This is a genomic window from Affinundibacterium nitidum (genome assembly GCF_014284155.1).
GTDB classification, from domain to species: domain Bacteria; phylum Pseudomonadota; class Gammaproteobacteria; order Burkholderiales; family Burkholderiaceae_D; genus Undibacterium; species Undibacterium nitidum.
The window spans coordinates 205,788-228,676 of record NZ_JACOFZ010000003.1 but is presented as its reverse complement, the minus strand read 5'-3'; the positions used below and the strand labels follow the sequence as shown (position 1 = coordinate 228,676).

The window sequence follows — 22,889 nt, the reverse complement described above, 5'->3', positions numbered from 1 at the left end:
AACATCTCCTTGTACATTCTCAACATATTCATCATGCTAGAAGCCACGTGTCATTGCGGAGCAGTACGAATTCAGGTGCCAGCGGTGCCCGCATTTATTGTCGACTGCAATTGCTCTATTTGTAGACGCAATGGAGCCTTGTGGGCTTTTTATACCAACGACGTCGTCAAAATGCAGGGCCATCCAGAGAACACCACAGCATACATTTGGGGGCCGCGCACGATACGCACTATGCATTGCAAATATTGTGGTTGCGCTACCCATTGGGAAACAATCGATGCCATGGAAGGTAGCCGGGTCGGCATTAATACGCGCAATTTTGACCCCCTGACGATGCAGGGTATCCGAGTGCGTCGGTTTGATGGTGCTGATACCTGGACTTATCTGGATTAGCGAGATCCGCTTCACGTTGCTCGCTTGAAGATGTCTCTCATTCGAAAAAATACGAGTAGACTTATACAAAAAGGAATTTAGGAGAAAGTAGGCAATGAATTTTTCCAACAAATACAAATATATTATGCCTTGCATCCTCGGACTGACCATGGTCTATGGTGTCGTGAATTTTAGAGGCGCGCCGATTAGGCCCTGCGGTGAACAAAAGTATTGCGGCAAAAGCGGAAATCGCGTCACGCAGGAGGAATATGAAGCCTACAGAACTTGGGAAACTACTTTTATTCTGGTCGCCCTTGGTGCTTTCTTTAGTAAGTTGGTTGAACGTGGTGTGATGCGCGATTCAGCAAGACCGGATTGATTAAAGTTCTCATTAACTTTCAACAAAGGCGGCAACCATGAGCACAGTACTTTGGGCAAATCTCCTGCAAGATGGCATCGTCACTTCGGACGAAGACGACAAATACGCTCTATACAAGCATACGGACAAGCTTGATCGCATTGCAAAGAATTTGGGCTTGAGTTCTTTTGCCGCCATTTGTGACACCTGATGCGCAATTTAACCTCAGTGATGAAGCGCTACCAGAGGGCATGGAATCGACCAATGAAGTGATGGCATTGAAAGGCGTGTGGATCTCGGCCGCCGAAGCGCAGAAACTGATCTCGGGTTTGCTCGAGCATGTGCAGAAGAACCAGACACGATTCGGTTTGTTCTCGAATGACCATGATGCGGTGGTCGAGGAATTAGCGCAGGCCCTGAGTTTTGCTAAGAGTGCGAAGTCGCCTCTTGCGAAGTTTAATTTTTCTGTAGTGATGTAAGGCCTGCTCAGTCGCCCAGCCTAATGCACGACGAAAGAGTAAAGATTAAGTGATTAAATTGCTCTCCACGAGACCCAAATTCACTACGCACGAGGAATACATCGCGTCGATGCCCCTTGATGTGCAAAAGATTTTGTTTGAAGTGCAGGCGCGCGTCGAACAAGTCTTGCCCGAGGCGGAGCGCTGTATCAGCTATGGCATGCCCGCTTATCGAATGCGAGGCGATGGTGGTACTGGTAAAGTATTCTTTTACTTTGCTGGCTTTAAGAAGCATCTCGGTGTTTATCCGCCAGTCAATCAAGATTCACGTTTGATAGCTGAGCTTGCGCCATATCGCAATGAAAAAGGGAATCTGGCTTTTCCATTGAAAGACCCGATTCCCTTTGACTTGATTCGGCGAGTGGCGCTAGCACTGGCGAAGGAATATGCGCAAAAGTAGGTTGAAGCTAGCTTTCTGCTTACTTCGCTACCGCTTTGCTGCGTGCTACAAGCAACTTCTTATAACTATCAATCAAGCGTTGATGGCGATCTAAGCCTTCGAGTTTCATGCTGGTCGGTGTCAAACCATAGAAGCGTACAGTCCCTTCCATCGAGCCGTAGACTGCATCCATGCGCTCATTGCCAAACATGCGACGGAAGCTGTGTTCGTAATCGTCGTGATCGAGTTCGTCGTTCAATTCAATTTCTAAGACCACGTTCAATGCTTGATAGAACAATCCACGTTCCACGGTATTGTCGTTGTATTGCAAGAAGCTTTGCACTTGTTCGTGGGCCGCTTCAAATTCTTGCAGGGCCATATTAATCAAGAGCTTTAATTCAAGAACGGTAAGCTGACCCCAGACGGTGTTTTCGTCGAATTCGATGCCGATTAAGGTGGCGATGTCGCTGTATTCGTCGAGCTCGTTATTTTCTAAACGTTCGAGCAAGGCGTCGAGCGCATCGTCATCGAGACGATGCAAATTCAAAATGTCTTCGCGGAACAAGAGCGATTTATTGGTGTTGTCCCAGATCAGGTCTTCCACTGGATAGACTTCAGAATAGCCTGGTACCAAGATGCGGCACGCGGTAGCGCCGAGTTGGTCGTAGACGGCTTGATACACTTCTTTGCCCATGTCAGCGAGGATGCCAAACATCTTGGCTGCTTCGTCGGCGTTAGCGTTTTTGCCTTCGCAAGTGAAATCCCATTCGACAAATTCGTAGTCTGCTTTGGCACTGAAGAAACGCCATGAGACGACACCGCTGGAATCGATGAAATGCTCAACGAAGTTGTTTGGTTCGGTGACGGCATTGCTGACAAAGGTCGGTTGTGGCAAGTCATTGAGACCTTCAAAACTGCGACCTTGCAAAAGCTCGGTTAAGCTGCGTTCCAATGCCACTTCGAAACTTGGGTGTGCACCGAAGGAAGCGAATACGCCACCGGTGCGAGGGTTCATCAGGGTGACGCACATCACTGGATAAAGGCCGCCAAGTGAAGCATCTTTCACGAGAACTGGGAAACCTTGTTCTTCCAAGCCTTGTATGCCGGCGACGATGCCGGGATATTTCGCCAAGACTTCTGGTGGCACATCCGGCAAAGTGAGTTCGCCTTCTAGAATTTCACGCTTGACGGCGCGTTCGAAAATTTCAGACAAACACTGCACCTGTGCTTCAGGCAGAGTATTGCCGGCACTCATACCATTGCTGGCGAATAGGTTTTCGACTAAGTTGGATGGGAAATACACTGTTTCACCGTCAGACAAACGTACAAACGGCAAACTGCAAATGCCGCGCTCGACGTTGCCAGAATTAGTGTCGATTAAATGCGAGCCGCGTAGTTCTTTATCGGGGTTATAAATCGCCAAACTGTAGGCATCCAAAATCTCTTTGGGCAGGGCATCTTTTTTGCCTGGTTTAAACCATTTCTCGTTGGGGTAATGCACGAATTCCGCATTGGCGATATCTTCGCCCCAGAAAGAGCCCGCATAAAAATGGTTATTGCTCAGACGCTCAATGTATTCACCGAGCGCAGAAGCCAAGGCACTTTCTTTGGTGGCGCCTTTGCCGTTAGTGAAACACATCGGTGAATGTGCATCGCGAATGTGTAAAGACCAGACGTTAGGAATAATATTGCGCCAAGAAGCGATTTCGATCTTGATACCGAGGCCAGCTAGCAAGCTCGACATATTTGAGATCGTTTGTTCAAGTGGCAGATCTTTACCGAGAATATAGGTCGCGCTATCGCCTTCAGGTTTCACCGTCAACAGCGCTTGTGCGTCAGCGTCAAGATTCTCGACTTCTTCGATGATAAATTCTGGACCTTGCTGCACCACCTTCTTTACGGTGCAGCGATCGATAGAACGCAAAATGCCTTCGCGATCTTTGGCGGAGATGTCGGCAGGCAACTCGACTTGGATTTTGAAAATCTGCGCGTAGCGATTTTCTGGATCAACGATATTGTTTTGTGACAGGCGAATATTCTCGGTTGGAATATTGCGCGTGTTGCAGTAGAGCTTTACAAAATAGGCCGCGCATAAAGCAGATGATGCAAGGAAGTAGTCAAACGGCCCTGGTGCCGAGCCGTCGCCTTTGTAACGGATAGGTTGATCCGCGATAACGGTGAAATCATCGAATTTGGCTTCGAGGCGAAGCTTATCGAGAAAGTTGACTTTAATTTCCATGAGTATGTTCCAAACAGCGTCATTGCTGACGTAAAAATCGAATTGATCGCCATTATCCTTGATTACGCCCGCAGCTGCTCGGTTTCGTCCTCTAAGTTTGATTCTCTCATGGGCCGACCAGTAATATTGTGCCAATATTGAGAGAGGTAGGTGTCACGCTATCTCGGTCGGGATGGCATCAATGTACTTGCCCTTTTTGCATTTCGCGAATCGCCGCCACGACGTATTCCGGATTCGCAGTTTGTATAGCATGATCCGAATCAACAATGACTTGTTTTGCCTTCGGGTACATGCCGCGCACGAGCTGAATCGTTTCAGGGTCGTTGTTGACTACGCCAAAATCGACCCCAATCGCGCCAGCTGACTTGGGGACATTGAAGAGACGTATCATCGGTATCTGATCAATATCTGGGAGGGCTAAGACTTGTTCGCCTGTCGGATAAATCTGATCAATTTCGTTTTGTAGCATGCTGTGTAAGAAGAGGTTTTTACCGACCTTGGTTAATAATGGGAAGTCCTTGGCGGGCTTGATGATTCTAGGGTACAAAGAATCGACCAAGACCACACCTTGAACTTCACTAGGGTAAGTCTTGGCGAACAATTGCATGTATAAACCACCCATAGAATGTCCGACTAAAATATAAGGTGGCTTGAGACCTCGTTCCTGTAGCGCTTGGTGTAATTCCGCAACGATCGTTTTTCCATCGCGCGGCGCATCCGTCTTATCACTTCGCCCATAGCCGGGTCGATTATAGGCAAACACTGTGCTGTCGGTACTGACTTCTTGAATGACTTTTTCCCACTTGTTGATGGTTTCTCGTGCGCCGTTTTCAAACACCAATACGGCCTTTGAGCTAGGTCTGACGACGGTGAAAGTCTCGAGCTGGCGCGCCTGAAAGGTTTCGGTGACCGCTCCAACTAAGGGTGGTGTCGATTTACATGCGGTCATCGAGATAGTAACGCTGATGACACTGAGTAGTAGGAGCTGAACGATGCGTTTACGACTTAATTTGGACGAGGCTTTTGTCATGATAGAAAATGGACGCATACGAACAGCGCCAGATGAAGAGTGAATGAAGTCTCACCTTAACATCGGCTAAGTGTATGCGCCTCGCCATTGTGACAAAGCGTTGAAAGCTCAGTTTAAGCTGTGTGATTCGCTGGATAAACGGGAATAGAAAATCGCTGGTAAACGAAAGAGAGCTTGACGACAGCAGTCGACTTATTCTTTCGCAGGTGCACGATACCAGCCTTCTTTGGGTACGACTTTCTCTTTCTCAGGGTCGCCCAAGTAATGCGGCGACATAATCTGTACGTTATATTCATTGAAGACATCTTGAATATTGGCATGTAGAGAGCTCATGACCTGAGCTCGGGGCATGGGTTCGGTGGGCACCGCATGGCATATCAATAGGTATTCAGGGTAAAAATCGGAGAGTGCGGTTTGGAACACTTTGGGCGATGGTTCACTCAAGATATTGGGTGTTCTGCGTGCGGCTTCGACTAGCATCGCTTCGACTTGGCGCCAAGGTGTGTCGTAGCCAATGGTGACTTTGGTGTCGATTACAAATCCACGACCTTCGACCGCACGAGAGTAGTTCTTCGTGACATTGCTGAGCACCAAGGCATTCGGCAGGGTGATCTCTAAGCCCATCCCATTACGAATACGCGTGGTGAACATGCCTAAATCTGTGATCGTGCCTTCATGACCGTTGACGTGGATGAATTCACCTTTGCGATAGATTCTGGAATAAGTCAGGATTAAACCACTGGCCGCTTGCGCAATCAAACTCGATGAGCCAAGCGAAATCATTAAGCCGACCAAGACTGAGACACCTTTAAAAGCCTCCGTGCCTGAGCCAGGCAGGTAGGGGTAAGTCATGGTTAAAGCGAACAGCCAAATCGCTACTTTGGTAATGCGGCGTGTCGGTGTTACTACATCGGCACCGAGCCACGAAATGTGGATGCTGCCGTTCTCCACGCGATCAAAGAAGGCGTTAAAACCCTGAACCACTAGACGAGCCAAGAAAAAGATAATGCAGGCGGTGATAATGCCAGGGATAGCTTTGAGCGTGGCATTAGCGATCGTACTGAATAAGTCAAATAAGTAGTTGTTGAGCTGCTCTCCCAGTGGCCGAGTAAACGGGAATTGCGACAAGACAAAGCTTAACCACTCATAACTAAGTAAAAAGATCACTAGCCATGACAATACTTGCATTAGGCGTCGCAGAGCAGTTTGAATATGGGTACGTTGAATTAGGTTCGCTTGTACCAATTGATGGCTGTCGAGTTTCTCGCGTGCGAGCAGCAAAATTTTACTGAGGATGGCGCGTCGAATCTTAAAAACCAGCCACAGCAGTATAGCGAAAATCAAACTAGCTCCAGCCGCATACGCGCTAGCTCGCAGCATACGATCTAGACTGCGGCTTTCTTGCGTTTCTTTGAGAACTAAACTGATACGCGCAGCAGCTTGTTTGCTGATTGAATCTAAGGTCTCTTGCTGAAACGGATCAACGTCGTCGGGAGCGATATAGAAGCTACCTGCTCCATCGATTTGAATTAATTTGCCTGGCGGCATATCGGCGATACTGATCTGATGTTCGCCCGGTATGGCGAGTTGCTGTTGTATGCGTTTTTGCGCACGACGGACGCGTTCCTCTGGTTCGATGCCGAGCACGGTAGCATGTAAGTTGATAATCTCGCGATTGAGTAAATTGAGACTAACCTCTTTGTTGGTGCTGGTTGCAGCTAAAGTGTTACTTGCTGCCGAAACCGGAGCGCTGGCTGCAGAAGTCGCTACTTCGATTGCTGTTGAAAGCGACGTGCAGCAAAGTAAGCCTAGTAAAACGATGCTGCGAAAGATCGAGTTTGTTGAGACAAAGAAGAAGCGTTTTCTCATGACATGAAACCTTGATGGTTTGTGTTGATCGTATGTTAGCGTTGCATTCTTATCTGGATTTTTCAAAATCTTTGCTTGTGTTACTGGCGCCCAACTTGGAAAAACAAATTTTTCACACCATTCGGACCGACTGCAAAGCCCACATGCATCGGTCCCATGAAGCTATTGAAGCCTGCAAATAGACTGAGGCTTTTGCGTGTTTTGCCGAAAGATATTTGACTACTATCGTCCCATACGTTGCCAAATTCAAAGCTACTTCCCATGAATAAGCTTTGTCCCGCAAGGTCGAATCTTAATGCACGGTACAGATAGGTCGCACTACCATAGAGTTTGAAATTGCCGGAAAATTGATCGGGCTGATACGCTGACAACTGTTGGAAACCACCCAAAGTCGGACCTAAACCCAGCATATCTTTGTTGGGTAAGAATAAACCCGCGGTACTGAATTTGAGATTGAGGCTATGACTGTCCCAGCTTTTTGCCCAGGTCGTGTTCAAGCTTAATTCTTGGTAACGCTCGCCGCCTATATTTCTACCAATGAAAATTTCACCGTTGTAGGCGTAGCCGTGGCGTGGAAATGCAGGGTCACTTAATTGGTCAACAGAGACGCTGGCTTTCAGGCCGCCTTGATGTAAGTTGACACCAGGTAGTGCTGCGACGCTGGTATTTTCTTGATCGATATTAATTTGGAGTTGACCAAGTTTCGGGCGCACTTTGTAATGTTTGGCTTCGACACCAAAGCGATACTCGCCGAGGCTACCACGTTCTCCAATGTCGCCTATGTAATCAAGACCGATGCGTCCTTGCTTGAAGTCGTATTCGGCGACGCGGGTTTCGCCACGATAAATATTGCGCGTGTTGTTATTGGCTTCAATATAGGGTGCAATCATTCGACTACGATCTTCCGATACCGGTTGTCGTAGTTCACTGCGGAGGTGTAGGGTGTTACCAAACTCTAAGTCGTTGCGCCATTCCATGCCGCTTTCATTGATCCAAGGGCGACTATGGCCCACTTGTAAACGGAAGCCACCGGTGCCTTCAAATCCGCTCGATAAGGCCAAGCCAAAGCGCAAGTAGTGTGGTCCCCAGTTGCGTTCATTCGCTCGAATTTTAACGCCATACTCGCCGTCACGCTGAACGAGTTCATGAGTGATGCCATCGTATTCTCGGGTGAGATTGAGTTTGGCGAGCTTGAGATTAATTTCTTCGGCGTTATACGGCGTACCCTCTTTGACGTCGACTTGACGTCGAATTTCGCGCTCAGGAATAACGCCATTCGAGGTCACCTCGACGAAACCAATTTTGATCGGTGGCAGCTCGGCATCTGGGTCATGTTTCAAATGGGCCGCATATTCCGCTTTGCTCACGCTATAAGGCATTAATTTCTCACGCATCGCGATCGCGGCTTTATTGCCGATGTCCGATGCTTGCGCAGAGCGTCCAAAGTCAACAAAACTGATATCGCCGAGATTAGGCTCGATCAAAATATCATCGGGTGTCAATAAGGCTTTTTGTTGTTCGACATTTTGTTCGGTGAGGATATTCACCATTTGTTGGCTCACATTGATCAACGACGACAACTGTGTACGCGGTAGTAAAGGCGTGCCTATATTTACCGCGATAATGACATCCGCACCCATTTGCTTCGCCAAATCAACAGGTAAGTTCTTGACTAAGCCGCCATCAGTCAGTAATTCACCATCAATCTCTACTGGTGCAAACATACCTGGCGCCGCCATACTGGCGCGAATGGCCAAATGCAGAGGCCCCTTATTGAAGACGACAGTTTTGCCCGTTTCCAAATTGGTAGCGACGGCACGGAAAGGCACTGGCAAGTCGTCAAAGTCAACATCGCTTTTGAGATGTGCTGTCCAGTTGTGTAAAAGCTCTAAGAACTGCGTTGCCTGCACAGCGCCATTGGGCAAACGTACGCCATTTGCACTTAAGCCCATCGTCGCACCGAGTGGGTATTGTTTATCTTCCTCACGCAATGCATGTGGAACAATGGTGCGTTCGACTCGATCGACAGCGATATCGTTCAGCTTCAGTTTAACAATACGCTTTTCGATCTCGTTGGCGCTCATGCCTGAAGCGTAAAGGCCACCAATAACTGCACCCATACTCGTACCCGTCACGCAATCGATGGGAATACGTAGGGCTTCCAATTGCTTCAGCACGCCGATATGCGCGAAACCACGGGCACCGCCACCCGAAAGCACCAGACAAATCTTTGGTCGCTTAACTGCAGGAGTTGCGGTGTTTGTTTGCGGCTGGCTGATTGGCGTCTGGGCTAAAGCCGACGCGCTAGGCATACAAATCAGTGCAGCCAGTACGGCGCAAGCAACACGCGAGAAAGAATGTGTTTTCATAGGTGAAAAGCGGAAAAATAAATTGCTGGTGCTGCGACTTCTTGATGCTGGTGTGATCCGTTGCAGCAGTTTTTGCTTGTGTAAGATTATAGGCGGTTCCGTGTTGGATTCATCAGAACTTTGCAGAACGACATTGTTTAAAATTTAATCTTGAATCATACTGTTGCCCTTTTATCCAGGGTTTAGGTTGAACTGTATTGATGATGCATGGAGCAAATATGGCATTCCCGTGCTCACTGCCAATTCGCATAGGCCTTATTTTTTTATCGACAATTGTTAGGAGATGACGTTGGAGAATTTATATTCAGCACCGCAGGCCGATTTGAGCCAAGAGCCGACGAAGGACGAAACTTACGAACCGCAGATTTTTTCTTTCTCAGGTCGTATCGGTCGCCTACGGTATTTGGCTTACCATTTGGCTGCCACGATACTCATTTATATGGTGGCGGGCATCGCTACGGCTATCGTTAGCGCGCTGAGTATGGATTCCACGCCTAATTTTGGATTGATCGGTGTATTGAGCATTATTGGTTTCGTTGTCTTCATTGGCACGATGTTCACTGCGACCTTTACCTATGTAAAACGCCGTCTGAATGATCTTGATCAGTCGGGGTGGTGGGGAATAATGATGATTATCCCTTTCCTCAACTTCTTTTTTGGTTTGTATTTGGTGTTTGCGCCAGGGACTAAAGGCGGTAACTCCTATGGTCCTGCACCTTGTAAGAATTCAGCCGGGGTCATTATTGGAGGACTCATGTTCCCGTTGATCTTCGTCGTCGGTATTTTGGCTGCGGTAGCACTCCCAGCTTATAAAGATTATAAAGATCGCGCTAAGGCAGCTGAAGCGCGTACGGTCGTCGCACCAGATTAAAACGAATCAAGATGGGGCACACGATCAGTGTCGCCCCCTTTCCCCCCTTAGCCTTCCAGTGGTTAGCCTTCATCTAATTCCTCGGTAAGCATCGTGTGTTGTCGAAGCAATGTGGCGGAAGTATCATGCCCTAAGCTTAGGAAGTAGCGTAAAGACAAAGAAAAGCGCGTTTTCCGCAAAGATTACTTGTTGCTCTATGGCGACTAAAGGATAATCGAACAATATTAGGACTGACAAAAAACAGACGCTGGCTTGGTTGCGTTCGCCTCGGCGTGCAGATGTACTGCCATCGGCGATGCATCCCGACTCAAGCAATCGAGGCCAGATTCTAGCGAGCGCAATTTTCTGTGTAAGCCCTAAAAATCTGTTGTACCAAAGAGATGAATAAGACTTTGCCCTCTGGTACAACGTTCGAATCACTCGCGCCATAAAGCCTACAACTGCATGACTGCCAATCACACCGCCAGCCCGCACACCAAGCACAGCGTCAGCCGTGACGATTACGCGCGCTTCCCTGAAATTCAACGTGCAGCTCGACTACGACTCTTGCAGATGCACTATGAAAGCAAGGTTGGACATATCGGCGGTAATTTATCTTGTCTCGACGCCATCCTTTTTTTGCATCATTTTGTGATGCAGCCAGCTGATCAGTTCGTATTATCAAAAGGCCACTCAGTGGGCGCTTTGTATATTGGGCTGTGGTCGATAGGACGTCTGAGCGATACCGATTTGCAGCAATTTCATAAAGATCACACCCATTTGGCAGGCCATCCTGTTGCGGGATGGATGCCGGAAATCGCGGTGGCGACTGGTTCTTTAGGGCACGGCTTCCCAGTCGCAGCTGGGATGGCGAAAGGAAAACAATTACAAGATCAGCCAGGCCGTGTGTATTGTTTAATGTCCGACGGTGAGTGGCAAGAGGGCTCAAATTGGGAAGCTTTGATCTTCGCTGCCCATCAAAACTTAGACCGCTTGACGGTGTTAGTTGACGTCAATGGTTTGCAAGGTTTCGGTTCCACCACAGAAGTCGCTTCGATGGCTGGGTTGCGACAACGAATTGAAGCCTTTGGTGCTACGGTACGAGAGTTAGATGGACATCGGCCAGCTGCTCTTCAAGAATTGTTGGCCACGCCAGAGCAAGGCTTTCAAGTGATTTTGCTCAATACTATTAAAGGTAAGGGCGTGTCTTTTATGGAAGCGAAAATGGAATGGCATTACTTGCCGCTCACGGCTGAACAATTCGTTCAAGCACAGAATGAAGTGAGGCAAGCATGAGAAACGCAGCGAGCGTCGTGTGGCAAAAACTCTTTGAAGAGCAAGAATACGCCTTCATCACAGGTGACCTTGGGTTCATGGCCTTAGAGCCAGTACGCGATAAACTCGGCAAATGGTTTATTAACGGTGGCATCTCAGAGCAAAACATCGTTTCGGTTGCGGCTGGTATGAGCAAGATGGGTGTGCAAACTTGGGCCTATAGCATTGCCCCATTCATTTACGCGAGACCGTTTGAACAAATTCGTAACGATGTTTGCTTAAACAAACTGCCCGTCAAACTGGTGGGTAACGGCGGTGGCTATGCCTACGGTTCGATGGGGTCTTCCCACCATGCGATTGAAGACTATGGCGTGATGCTCACTTTGCAGGGCATGAACGTTCATGTGCCTGCTTTTGCCGAAGATGTTGAACATGCAGTACGACGTATGGCGACAACACCGGAACCCGCTTATCTGCGACTTGGTCGGTGTGAAAAACCTAAAGATTTCGTCTTGCCAGCCTATGCGCCATGGCGGCAGCTGCTTGAAGGAGAAGGCCCGGTATTAGTAGTGATTGGCCCTTTGGTTGGATCTTATATCGCGCCCTTATTGGCGCTTGCGCCGAGTAAACGTCCGAGTTTGTGGGTGTTGACGGAAATGCCCGCCGGACTCGATGAATTGCCGGAGCTCATGATTCAAGAAATCAAGGCGGGTCGTTCGCTTGTGGTGGTTGAGGAGCATGTCGCCCACGGCAGCGCTGGCCATCACTTATTGGCGCGTTTGCATGCGCAAGCGATTGCCCCTGCCACCTTTCAACATTTTTGCGCGCAAGGATATCCTTCCGGATTCTACGGCTCGCAGGTGTATCACCGCCAAGAGTCAAATATCGATGCCAACCACGTATTAAAAGCGATCTTAGGCTAAATCGCCAATTGGGAATAATGGAATGAACGACGACATCAAAAGAAAAATACAGGGTTTGCAAGGGCCGATTTTGGTACTCGGTGCGAGTGGTTTTATCGGTGCCAATTTAATGCGCATGTTGTTGCAGTATCGCGATGACGTCTATGGTACGTGTTCAAAACTGCCGGCTTGGCGCCTAGACGGCTTGCCTGAAGAAAATGTCTTGTTATGTGATTTGATGGTGGCAGCCAATGTCGAAGTATTACTCGATAACGTACACCCATTAACAATTTTCGATTGCGTTTCTTACGGCGCTTATTCATTTCAAAATGATGTTGACTTGATTTATCGGACCAACGTCAACGTCGCTGTCAGTTTGATGGAAATGCTTTCTAAACGTGGCATACACGCCTATGTTCACGCTGGTTCATCGTCGGAATATGGGAACATCAGCAGTGGACCTGATGAAACATCGGTAACTGCCCCAAACAGCCATTATTCGGTATCGAAGTGTGCAGTAGCAGATCTGATCCATTTCAAAGGAAAAGTACATCGCCTCCCTTGCGTTAATCTTCGTTTGTATTCGATTTATGGCCCGCTGGAAGATCCAGCCCGCTTAGTGCCAACTTTGGTCAGCAAAGCAGTCGAGGGCCAATTGCCACCGTTTGTTGATCCCAATATTTCGCGCGACTTTGTGTACATCGACGATTGCTGTGAGGCTTTTATCGATGCGGCTTTACAACTCGAGCCAGCAATCTATGGGGAATCTTTCAACATCGGATCCGGTCGATGTGTGACGATTGGTGAATTAGCGGGTATCACGCAGAAATTATTTGACATCAAAACTGCGCCTGAATTCAGTATGCCTGCACGCAGTTGGGATGTGCAGTCATGGTTCGCTAATCCAACTAAGGCGCACAAACATTTTGGCTGGCAAGCTAGAACGAGTTTGGAAGATGGCTTAATCCGGATGCGCGACTGGTTTGTGAAGCTCGCTGATCCAAAGGCGTATTTATCTTCCAGTAAGCAAGATAGCTTGGACCGTCACTACAGTGTTACAGCCATCATTGCTTGCTACAAAGATGCACAAGCTATACCCATCATGTATCAACGTCTGACCGATACCTTTGTAAAGGCCGGCGTTGACTATGAGATTATCTTCGTGAATGATTGCAGCCCAGATGATTCTGAAGAAGTGATTCGTCGGATTTCTAAAAATGATCGCCGTGTCTTGGGCATTAGTCATTCGCGCAACTTTGGTTCACAGGCAGCCTTCAAGAGTGGTATGGAGCTCGCCAGTAAAAATGCTTGTGTCTTGCTCGATGGTGACTTACAAGACCCACCAGAGTTGATCGCTGATTTTATTCGTGAATGGCGTGCTGGGTATGACGTGGTGTATGGTCGCCGCGTAAAACGCGAAGCCTCCTGGTATATGAGTTTGGCCTATAAATTGTTTTATCGTTTGTTCGATGCCTTCTCCTACTTGAAGATCCCACACGATGCAGGTGATTTTTCTTTGATCGATAAACGTGTGGTACGTTGCATGTTGCAATTTCCAGAGCGTGATCTTTTCTTACGGGGTATTCGCGCTTTTGCGGGGTTCAAACAAACCGGTGTTGACTATATCCGACCCGAACGCATGTTTGGCCGTAGTACGAATAACTTCTTGAAGAACATTGGTTGGGCAAAAAAAGGAATACTGTCATTTAGCAATACACCGTTAAATGTGCTGTCGGCCTTTAGTGCAGTGATTTTTGTAACGGTCTGTTTTGTGATTTTGTTCCAAATCGGTTTCCGTATTCTGTTTCCTGAACTCGTACCACGCGGTTTGACGACCGTAATTTTGGTTGAGCTATTTTTTGGTTCTAGTACCTTGCTCGCTGTCAGTTTAATTGGTGAATACATCGCTAAGATTTTTGAAGAGGTCAAGCATAGGCCGCATTTCTTGCGACGTAGTATCGTCCGAGATGGTGATATTCGCGATGCAGCAGAAAGTATGGCTTCGATTTCTTCTATGACGCGAGATCGATAAGTATGAACCAGGTTACTCAACAAGCACAGACTACGAACTTCCGTTTTCGTGAGCGTTGCTGCTCTATCTGTGCTCAACCAGCAAGCACCGTATGGATGCCAGCCAAAGTCGATTTTTCCGCGCTCGACGGGTTTGCATTTGCGTCACGCAAATTACCCGAGTATATGCACTTTGACTTGGCACTTTGCACCTCCTGTGACCTCGTTTTTGCTAATCATGTTCCTGATGATGAGTGGTTCCAACAGAGTTATACCGAAGCTGATTTTGATGCGACTGATGAATCCTCATATGCAGCACTGACTTACGGTAAGGAACTTAATAAGCGACTGCCTAAAATTAGTGGTAGGGCAAAGGCGCTCGATATTGGCGCGGGAGATGGCGCATTTGTGGCCCAGCTTTTAAAAGCAGGCTTTAAGGACGTGGTAGGTGTGGAGCCATCAAAGGAACCAGTCAAACGTGCGCCAGAACATCTTCGTTCGATGTTGGTCAATGATTTCTTTAAAGCCGAGAATTTCGAGCCGCAATCATTTGACTTAATCACTTGTTTCCAAACACTGGAGCACGTAGAGAAACCCAATGAATTGTTTCAAGCAGCACATAGTTTGCTTAAACCAGGCGGTGCGCTCATGACAGTGGCACATAATTTCCGCGCGCCACTGGCGCGAGCGATGGGTGCAAAATCTCCTATTTATGATATCGAACATCTACAGTTATTTTCGCCACAGAGCCTGAATAAAGCCTATGCCCACAATGGATATGCCGAGATTGAAGTCAGCTCGATTGCAAATGCTTATCCCATCAGCTACTGGTTAAAATTATTCCCTATGCCTCAGGGCTTGAAACGCTCACTGTTGAATCGTATGACAGGAAGCGCTATTGGCAAGACGATGTTGTCGGCGCGCGTGGGAAATATTCTCGGCTTCGGTGTTAAGCGATGAAAAAAGAATTTGTATGTTGAGTCGACTAATGAACGTATTGAAGCCGGGAATTGATCGTCAAAAGATTATGTATGTTTTAGTTGGTGTCTTTAATACCGGCGTAGGCATAAGTCTTTTCTTCTTATTGTATCTATTGCTGAAAAACGAATGGCATTATCAGTGGATTACCGTGCTGGCGCATTTTTTGAGCGTACTGTCGTCATGGTTGATGTATCGTCGTTTCGTCTTTAAGAGTGAAGCATCGCCAGTATTGGAGTATGTGAGGTTTAATCTCACGTCCTTATTCATGCTTGGATTTCAGATCTTAGGTCTTTATTTGTTTGTGGATACTCTACACATTAATCCCATGATTTCACAACCTATTGTCGTACTGGTTGGCGTCGTGGTGAGTTATATCATTCACGCTAAATTCACGTTTAGCCGATTCTTTTCATGAGGCATTCGTATGAATAATGCGGTTTTCTTCCAAAAGTATCCGTCTCGCTACTCGACCCTGATGTGCTGGGGTTTGTTTCTTGTTTTGCTCGTAGTTTATCTCTTGGTGTATCTCAACTTTCTGCCATCATCGAGTGGCATGATAGGGCATGATTTTGCTTATTTATTTCCCGCTTGGTTTGATGGCGAAATTTGGTTTCGCAATAACGGCTTAGAAACGCCTTGGTTCACGCCCTCGTTTTGTGCAGGCCAGCCTTTTTTTCCTGACCCACAGTCTACCTTTTACTCGATTCCACAGTTTTTGGTTTTCATCGTGAGCCCACTTGACGCGGTGATGATTACTTTAGTGATGACAGCAAGTTTGATGTTCTGGGGATCTTACTTGTTGATGCGTTATGTGTTTAACTGCCACAGAAACACTGCGCTGTTGGTTGGTAGTTTGATGATGTTAAACGGATTCCTGCCACACAGAATTATTGTCGGACATGTTACCTATCACGCCTTCGCCTTGGTGCCTTGGATCGCACTCTTACTTTTGGTGCCTTTACGTTCACGCTGGCATGCCATCTTGCTTGCTTTGGCAGCAGGGGCCTTCTTGAGTTACTGGGTCCATTCTGGTTTCGGCACCTTGATGTTAGCGGGTGGCCTAGCGGTGGCCCTAGTTGCCCTCGTTGCTATGTTGCGCGGTGCCGCCATCATTTCTTTCTTGATTCGTTCAATGTTGGCGGCGACATTTGGTTTGGCCTTGTCTGCATCAAAATTGTGGGCGGGATTCGCCTTCATAGGGCAATTTCCGCGTTCCTTTTATGCTTTGCCAGGTGCAGACAATATCTTGGATGAGTTGACGATGGTGGCGGGCGCGTTATTCTTACCTTCACAAGAGGCATACCAACTTGGTATGCCTTCAATGCGAAACTTACAATGGGCGCTGGCGCCGCATGAATGGGCCTACAATTTTTCGACAGCGATATTTGCATTCTTAGCCATTGGCTCCCTCTATCTTTTGATGAAGCAATGGCGTGAGATCCGTGATCATTTGAAAAGTGCAAAGCACGTGTCGTTATTGGTCTTGCTGCTATTGGTTTTGGCGTTACCGCTGCTCTTAAACTTTTGGAGCCCGACGTGGAATGAGACGCTTAAACAAATACCCTTGATCAATAGCATGAGTACGCCACTACGTTGGCTGATTGTATTCATACCACTGATCGCGGTACTTGCAGGTCTGTTGAATGACCGCATGCAGGAAAAGCGATGGGGTGCGGCAGTTAGTTTAGGCCTGATTGCTCTCAGTACCATACAAATGCAGCAGGAATCTCGTGAGTATTATGCAGGACAAAGCTACAGCATGGTGCCTGTGATGGTGGCAGATCAATATTTGAAACAAGATCTAATCCGCCCGCAAATTCTCAACTTAGGTACATCGGCAAATATACAAATTCCAAGTTTGAATATTCCGCTGAAATTAAATGACACTCTGATCGCAGGTGTATCTCAGGTCGCTTGTTATAATCCAATCTTTGGTTATCAGCTCGAAAAATTTTCGGCGCAAGGTTTGAGTATCGGTTCTGTGATGCATCAAGCAGGTGGCAAGCTCAATCTAAAAAATCCAGCTTGCTACGTTTATCCAAACGAAAATGGATGCCGTCCTGGTGATCAGTTTACAGTGGAGCAGCGTGAACAAGCGCAGAGTTTAGTCTCTTACAAGCCCTACCCATTTGAGATGCCTGAGTCTCAGAAAAAAGCCAATATGATCACTCGAATAGCGCTTTATATTGCAGCATTTGCGCTAGTGGCTGGATTATTGAGTTTGGTCGTGAAGCGGCGTCGTTACGCGGAATAGGCGATTGTTTTGAGCGCTTAAGTCGTCCTTACAGCGCGCCGCTTTCTTTGATATCAAGGTAGCGATTCACAAGTGCACCGCTGAGTCGTTCGGGAATGATATCGATCAGTTGGCCAGCACGTATGCCGAGTCGTTTGATCGCGTAATCGCGTTGTTGAAGATATTGCAGTGCTGCGCTGTGGCGCAAGGCATCGTTAAATTGGTGCACGGGCTGCTGTAAGGCACTATCCAAGGATTTTTCACGTAAGCTAGCACACATGACAAGGTGCTTGGTCGACAGCAGTTCACAGGCGCTACGCATGGCTTCATCGTCTTCATCACGTAGATTTGTAATGAGAACAATAAAGGCGCGTTTGTTTAAACGGCGCATCAAGGCGCTGGCGGCGAAACTGAAATCAGGTGCCGTTTCGTCTGCTTGCAAATCGTAGATACCTGCCAAAATGCGATCTAAACCGATACGCCCTTTATGCGGTGCTAACCAGCGTTGCTCTTTACCGAAAGTCATCAGACCAACCGCATCGCCTTGTTTTTGGGCGATAAAGCTCAAGGTCAAAATAGCGTTTAATGCATGATCGAAATGGCTAGTTTGACCGTCTTTTGACAGCATACGGCGGCCAGTATCAAGTAAAAAGATGACCTGCTGATCGCGTTCTTCTTGGTATTCGCGTGTGATCGGTTTTTGATAACGTGCGGTGGCTTTCCAATCGATAGAGCGTTGACTATCGCCTTGACGATAATCACGCAATTGACGGAAATCAGTTCCTTCACCGCGACGGCGTTTGCGTAAGTTACCTGCGGTGGGCGAGCGTCTGTCAGTGGCCGTTAAAGTATTGCCGAGTAACTTGGAAAAGTCAGGAAAAACTTTTACATGTTGTTCGGAGCCGAGACGGAACGTACGTTCCCATAATCCCAGACGCGAACGTAGGCGCACAAATACTTGGCCAAATGGCGCATCACCACGCTGATCAGGACACAATTGATAATCGATGCGCTTATATCTGCCCGCTTCTATCGTGGTGTGATGCGGTTGCCCAGCACACTTCCAATGATTGGGGTATGCATCAATTACATCACAGGTGATGGTTTGTGATGATTCGTTATGCAGACTGAGTGAGACGGTATTCCATAAGTCGATGGGCCACACGCCCTGCATTTGTCGTTCAATACGAATCGCTGGCGCTTTACGTAAGCTCCACATCTCAACCACGCTGAGTAGTAAAAGCGAGCATACGACGACGCTCAAGGGAAAATACAAGAGCGGAAAGTAATGTAGCAAAAACGCTGGCAGAAGCAAGACACCAATAATCTGCAGCAAGCGACGGCTTGGAATCATCGTGCGTCCTTAAGCGCGAGGGGCGGCAATCTGCTCGATCATATTCGACAAAATATTGTCGCTACTTAAGCCATCAAGCTCGCTTTCGGGCGATAAAGCCACGCGGTGGCGCAATACCGGCAGACTCGCTGCTTTGATGTCGGCTGGTGTGACGAAGTCGCGTTTATTCATCAAAGCAAAAGCGCGCGCGATACGCACTAAGGCGATACTGCCACGTGGGCCCGCCCCGACTGAAATACCTGGGCATTCACGTGTGGCGCGCACAATTCTAACGGCGTAATCGGCAACCGCATCATCAACATGAATTTGCGATACCAACTGCTGTAGTGCAATGATCGTTTCTGGCTTAATGATGGTATTGACTTGTTTAACTTCCAATCCATCGCCAATACGCTTGTGTGTGACCATATTCAACATGGCCAATTCTTCTTCCGCACTTGGGTAGTCGATACAGGCTTTAATCAAGAAACGATCAAGTTGGGCTTCAGGCAAAGGATAGGTGCCTTCATTTTCCAATGGGTTTTGGGTCGCCAATACCATGAAGGGTGCGTCGAGTGCGTGTGATTCATTTTCAATCGTCACTTGGCGTTCCTGCATCACTTCAAGAAGTGCGGACTGCGTTTTAGCAGGCGCACGGTTAATCTCGTCAGCTAGTAGAAGATTGGTGAATACAGGTCCTTTGCGTACGCTAAAAGTTTGATTTTTGATGTCATAGATGGCATGACCCATGACGTCGGCGGGCATCAGATCTGGTGTGAACTGAATGCGCGAAGCACTACCGGCAAATGTTTTTGCAAGAGCTTTTACCAATAAAGTTTTACCGAGACCCGGTACGCCCTCGAGCAAGATATGGCCACCGGCCAAGCAACAAGCTAAGACTTGATTGACCACAGTTTTTTGTCCGATGATGGCGCGTTGAATCTCTTCGCGCATGCGGCTGACGATTTCCACTGCTTGTTGATGACGCTCAGGGCTAATGCCAGAGGGACCCAATTTATTCTCTGGGATCACCGCTTGGTTAAGTCCAGCGGTATTGTTGTTAGGCGCGACTTCGGCGCCAGTGTCTGGAGTATTGGGAGTGTTAACGCTCATAATGCGCCCTCAATTGTTGAAGTAGTTGAATTTGTCGCGTGAATTGGTGCGGAGATCTAGATGCTGGTTCTTGCCATGCCAGGATGAGTGAGGCGCGATCTAAACCCGTCTGTGTCGTCATCACTTCGAACATCTCTGGTGTTGCCAATCGCAAGAGTTCTGGCGCGCGGCGTCGCAAAATTTCTTGTAAGGCGACTCGTGCGGCTTCGAGTAGGCGTTGGCGTCCAGTCTCTGTAGTCCAAGCCCAACGCGCACTCGCTTCGATATGTTCTAACAAGGAGCGACGTTCCAACATCATCTCAGGCAGCAGCAAGCCAAAACGTCGCGCACCACGCCAAGACCAAAGTAGGATAAGCGCCGTCAATCCCAATAGTGCTATTGAAAAATTCTGCCAAAGCAATTCGTACCAAGGGGCGAGTTTGAGACCCTTAATGACAGTGAAATTCGTGAACTTAGCATTGAGGCTTGCGCAGTCGAGTAATAATTGAGCGTTGTCGTCCCACTTCAAATGATGGCCGATAAAAATGTTCTGTGGCATGGCGATGATGTGGCCTTTGCCATGTTGATACACGCGCAGATGGCTACCATTGTCTGCCTGATAGATTGGTTTGGGGCCACGTTTGAAGCTATACATCACCATGCTTGGCTTCGTAATTTGGACAGGACGTGTTACGTGTGGCAATTGCACCCATACCTTGGCAGAGTCAACGTAGGTATTGAGGTTTTGATTTTGCACCATAACAGAGGGAGATGTTCCAGCTTCCTCGTCATCGTCGTAGTCCTCCTCATAGTCGTCCACATATTCATCTTCTGCGGAGGAGGCTGCTGAGGCCGAAGTTTCTGCGGGTGGTGGAACAGTATCGGCATTGTTTGCAGCATTGGTTTTTGCATTGGTCGCGCTACCACGGTATTGGTATACCGAGGCGAGTCCAAGGTAGTCACCAATAGGATCTTGCATACTGGTGTTAAAACGACGTGATTGCGGTTCTAGATAAGGCGTGATCTTGCGCAGGTCTTCGTCAGTTTTCTTCTTTGCTTGTTCTTCTTCCGCCTCTTCGACGGCCGTTTTCGTCGGTTTTGGCGGTTCATAACGCATTTGCGGGAAGGTAATTAATGTGTTGCCGCGTTCTACCCAATTGAGTAGATGTTGCGATTGATCGCGGCTCATGGTGCCATCATTATTGCTAATAATTAGGGTGCCATTCGGTGCTTTGTCGATCGCTTCAGTACTGAGATAGTCGACCTCGTTAATTTTATGGCCGTGCTGTTCTAAAAGACGTAGCGCAGCCAACATGGGTTGTTTACGGTAATTCTCCAACTGGCGTAATTCAGGCTGCCATGATTTTTCCATGTTTTGCAGCCACCACCAGCCACCGCCAAGGCAGAGTAGTAAGAGCCCACCCCAAAGCAGGTAGTCGAGCGCAGTTCTATGGCCCATCGCACTTTTAGAGTAACTGTTCTGGCTCATACGCCACCTCCGTTAGAACGAAGGTCAAATGTCTTTTTCCAATGATTGCAAAGTTCGGTGATCGAATTGGGAAACTGTTTCGCATACGCGGCTTGCAACCATACTGTCGTACACATTTCGAGCACCGTGAAAATTTCGCTGCCGAATTGAGCTTCACGTAGCGCTTGGCGTGCACGGTCAAGGCAGTCATTTTCGGTCGCGCCTTGATTGATTTGTAAGTGGTGATGTTCGACTAAGCGCGCGAGGCTTGCACGGTAGAGAAGGCCGATGGCAGCACGTCGCTCACCTCGTCCCCATAGTTCGAGGGCGGATGCGCTAACATCATCAGGCAAAGTTTCTGGACGGATATCCAACCCACCGACTTCTGTGGCGAAACGAACTTTTTCTGGGCCGATAAAATCGAATAGTTGTCCTCGATAACGACTGATTAACCAAAGGACGAGGGCAACCGCAACCCCGATAAATAAATACTTGAGTGTAAGAGCGATATTCTTGATGGTGTCTTGCGTTTCAGGGTCAAGCTTCGTATTTTCTTTATTCTTCTTTTCGAATTTGGGAGCCCAACTTTCTCTGCACTCGTAAAATTGAAAGTCATTATCGCGATAAATAGCATCAACTTGTTGCCGTGTCTTTTGTATATCGGGATCTTGTGTTGCGGTGCGCTCGGTTCTGTTCTCAAAAACCAGTTGCTCTTTATTGCAGATAGGTTTGTTAATGATCGCTTTGGGGTCGCCTTGAGCATGAGCTGGTGCTGGCCATAGTTGAACTCCGCCGAGTACGAGGACGAATAATGTAGCCAAGATCGAAGTCACAGTCTTCTTTTCAACAACATGTGGTAACTGACGTAATGCGATTTCGAGATCCCATGCCTCCAAGGTGGCTCGGCGGTTCAAATAGAGTGTGAAGCAACAGGCGACATAAATAGGGCCAATGATGGCACCGCCTAAAGTAAACGCGAGGATTGAACAGATCAGTAGCAGTGTAATGTGCTCCTCACCAGTGACGAAAAACAGTGAAAATGGATTCATGGCACCAGCATCACTCAGAAACAAACCGAGGAATGCAAAAAAACCGATTTGAATAATGCCTTCAAAGTTGGCGCAGGCTGCACCAAACCATGAGGCGGAACCGATGGTATGTTTACCAATAACACGGATGCGGTAACGTGCGCTTTTGTTGCGCGCACCTTCTAATTGCCAAATGGCTTGATAAAGTCCGCGGCCAGCAGCGAATGGTCGGAGCAAAATGAGTCGTATGAAACCACCACCGAGTTGCCCTGGCCATGCACGTAGGGTTTCTTGCCAGCTCACTTGTTCACCAAAAACCTGGCGTGAGAGCATATACAGCGGTGCACGTTCTAAGTAGGGGCGAACCAACCAAGCAAGCAAAAGCCAGGAGCCGCCTCCCCAAAGGCCCATCGTTGGCATCATGAATACTAATATGCTGCAGAGAGCAACCGTCGGTAACCAAAGCGATAACCAAACGGCGTAAACACGTAAGGCATTTGCCCGTAACAGCGCAAATCCAAGATCGAGCGCTTGAGCATTTGTACGTGGTCGCAAGTCAAGTTGGAGCTGGTCTAATTGCATT

20 protein-coding genes are annotated in these 22,889 nt (G+C 47.9%); 12 read left to right on the top strand and 8 right to left on the bottom strand.

The features are described 5' to 3' along the window. Nucleotides 1-33: 33 nt before the first annotated feature. The 5 genes from H8K36_RS10845 to H8K36_RS10825 all read left to right on the top strand — a co-directional run bounded on the left by H8K36_RS10845 (nt 34) and on the right by H8K36_RS10825 (nt 1,648). Nucleotides 34-393 (top strand): GFA family protein, encoded by a 360-nt coding sequence (locus H8K36_RS10845; RefSeq protein ID WP_186916466.1) that lies wholly within the window; start codon nt 34-36, stop codon nt 391-393. A gap of 94 nt (nt 394-487) precedes the next feature. Further along, nucleotides 488-751 carry a hypothetical protein gene (locus H8K36_RS10840; protein WP_186916467.1) on the top strand — a complete coding sequence of 88 codons (264 nt, stop codon included), beginning with the start codon at nt 488-490 and terminating at the stop codon, nt 749-751. Nucleotides 752-788: 37 nt separating this feature from the next. Then, nucleotides 789-941, top strand: a complete 153-nt coding sequence (locus H8K36_RS10835) for a hypothetical protein (RefSeq protein ID WP_186916468.1) — start codon at nt 789-791, stop codon at nt 939-941. Beyond that, the gene (locus H8K36_RS10830) at nt 919-1,209 is read left to right on the top strand and encodes a hypothetical protein (RefSeq protein WP_186916469.1); all 291 of its coding nucleotides are present in this window, start codon (nt 919-921) and stop codon (nt 1,207-1,209) included. Before H8K36_RS10835 ends, H8K36_RS10830 begins: the two co-directional genes overlap by 23 nt. Before the next feature lie 49 nt (nt 1,210-1,258). Next, the gene (locus H8K36_RS10825; RefSeq protein ID WP_186916470.1) at nt 1,259-1,648 is read left to right on the top strand and encodes an iron chaperone; all 390 of its coding nucleotides are present in this window, start codon (nt 1,259-1,261) and stop codon (nt 1,646-1,648) included. Nucleotides 1,649-1,667: 19 nt separating this feature from the next. On the opposite strand, the gene H8K36_RS10820 is transcribed toward H8K36_RS10825, so the two are convergent. The 4 genes from H8K36_RS10820 to H8K36_RS10805 form a co-directional block, all read right to left on the bottom strand. Further along, the gene (locus H8K36_RS10820) at nt 1,668-3,866 is read right to left on the bottom strand and encodes an OsmC domain/YcaO domain-containing protein (protein ID WP_186916471.1); all 2,199 of its coding nucleotides are present in this window, start codon (nt 3,864-3,866) and stop codon (nt 1,668-1,670) included. Between the two features lie 178 nt (nt 3,867-4,044). Then, entirely contained in the window at nt 4,045-4,914 is an 870-nt protein-coding gene (locus tag H8K36_RS10815; RefSeq protein ID WP_230404535.1) for an alpha/beta fold hydrolase, read from the bottom strand. Nucleotides 4,915-5,088: 174 nt separating this feature from the next. Then, a complete protein-coding gene (locus H8K36_RS10810) occupies nt 5,089-6,765 on the bottom strand; it encodes a mechanosensitive ion channel family protein (protein WP_186916472.1) in 1,677 nt (558 codons plus the stop codon). Nucleotides 6,766-6,845: 80 nt separating this feature from the next. Further along, nucleotides 6,846-9,134 (bottom strand): patatin-like phospholipase family protein, encoded by a 2,289-nt coding sequence (locus H8K36_RS10805; RefSeq protein ID WP_186916473.1) that lies wholly within the window; start codon nt 9,132-9,134, stop codon nt 6,846-6,848. Nucleotides 9,135-9,423: 289 nt separating this feature from the next. Between H8K36_RS10805 and H8K36_RS19355 the strand changes: the two genes are divergently transcribed. From H8K36_RS19355 to H8K36_RS10770, 7 genes are all read left to right on the top strand, one after another. After that, the gene (locus H8K36_RS19355) at nt 9,424-10,005 is read left to right on the top strand and encodes a DUF805 domain-containing protein (protein WP_186916474.1); all 582 of its coding nucleotides are present in this window, start codon (nt 9,424-9,426) and stop codon (nt 10,003-10,005) included. Between the two features lie 444 nt (nt 10,006-10,449). Continuing rightward, complete coding sequence (locus H8K36_RS10795; protein ID WP_186916475.1) at nt 10,450-11,280, top strand: transketolase; 831 nt, start codon at nt 10,450-10,452, stop codon at nt 11,278-11,280. Beyond that, the gene (locus tag H8K36_RS10790) at nt 11,277-12,182 is read left to right on the top strand and encodes a transketolase family protein (RefSeq protein WP_186916476.1); all 906 of its coding nucleotides are present in this window, start codon (nt 11,277-11,279) and stop codon (nt 12,180-12,182) included. The genes H8K36_RS10795 and H8K36_RS10790 overlap by 4 nt, the downstream gene beginning before the upstream one ends. Nucleotides 12,183-12,204: 22 nt before the next feature. Continuing rightward, nucleotides 12,205-14,193, top strand: coding sequence for an NAD-dependent epimerase/dehydratase family protein (locus H8K36_RS10785; protein ID WP_186916477.1), 1,989 nt, complete (start codon nt 12,205-12,207; stop codon nt 14,191-14,193). Between the two features lie 2 nt (nt 14,194-14,195). Continuing rightward, nucleotides 14,196-15,131 (top strand): class I SAM-dependent methyltransferase, encoded by a 936-nt coding sequence (locus H8K36_RS10780; RefSeq protein WP_186916478.1) that lies wholly within the window; start codon nt 14,196-14,198, stop codon nt 15,129-15,131. Between the two features lie 13 nt (nt 15,132-15,144). After that, complete coding sequence (locus H8K36_RS10775; protein ID WP_186916479.1) at nt 15,145-15,567, top strand: GtrA family protein; 423 nt, start codon at nt 15,145-15,147, stop codon at nt 15,565-15,567. Nucleotides 15,568-15,576: 9 nt separating this feature from the next. Continuing rightward, nucleotides 15,577-17,406, top strand: a complete 1,830-nt coding sequence (locus H8K36_RS10770) for a hypothetical protein (protein WP_186916480.1) — start codon at nt 15,577-15,579, stop codon at nt 17,404-17,406. A 28-nt stretch (nt 17,407-17,434) separates the two neighbouring features. On the opposite strand, the gene H8K36_RS10765 is transcribed toward H8K36_RS10770, so the two are convergent. Genes H8K36_RS10765 through H8K36_RS10750 form a run of 4 tightly spaced genes read right to left on the bottom strand, consistent with a single transcriptional unit; the run spans nt 17,435 to nt 22,888 of the window. Continuing rightward, on the bottom strand, nt 17,435-18,739 hold the full coding sequence (locus H8K36_RS10765; protein ID WP_186916481.1) for a DUF58 domain-containing protein: 1,305 nt from the start codon (nt 18,737-18,739) through the stop codon (nt 17,435-17,437). Nucleotides 18,740-18,748: 9 nt separating this feature from the next. Further along, complete coding sequence (locus tag H8K36_RS10760) at nt 18,749-19,831, bottom strand: AAA family ATPase (protein ID WP_186916482.1); 1,083 nt, start codon at nt 19,829-19,831, stop codon at nt 18,749-18,751. Beyond that, on the bottom strand, nt 19,821-21,299 hold the full coding sequence (locus H8K36_RS10755) for a DUF4350 domain-containing protein (RefSeq protein WP_186916483.1): 1,479 nt from the start codon (nt 21,297-21,299) through the stop codon (nt 19,821-19,823). Before H8K36_RS10755 ends, H8K36_RS10760 begins: the two co-directional genes overlap by 11 nt. Then, nucleotides 21,296-22,888, bottom strand: a complete 1,593-nt coding sequence (locus tag H8K36_RS10750; RefSeq protein WP_186916484.1) for a hypothetical protein — start codon at nt 22,886-22,888, stop codon at nt 21,296-21,298. Before H8K36_RS10750 ends, H8K36_RS10755 begins: the two co-directional genes overlap by 4 nt. Nucleotide 22,889 lies beyond the last annotated feature (1 nt).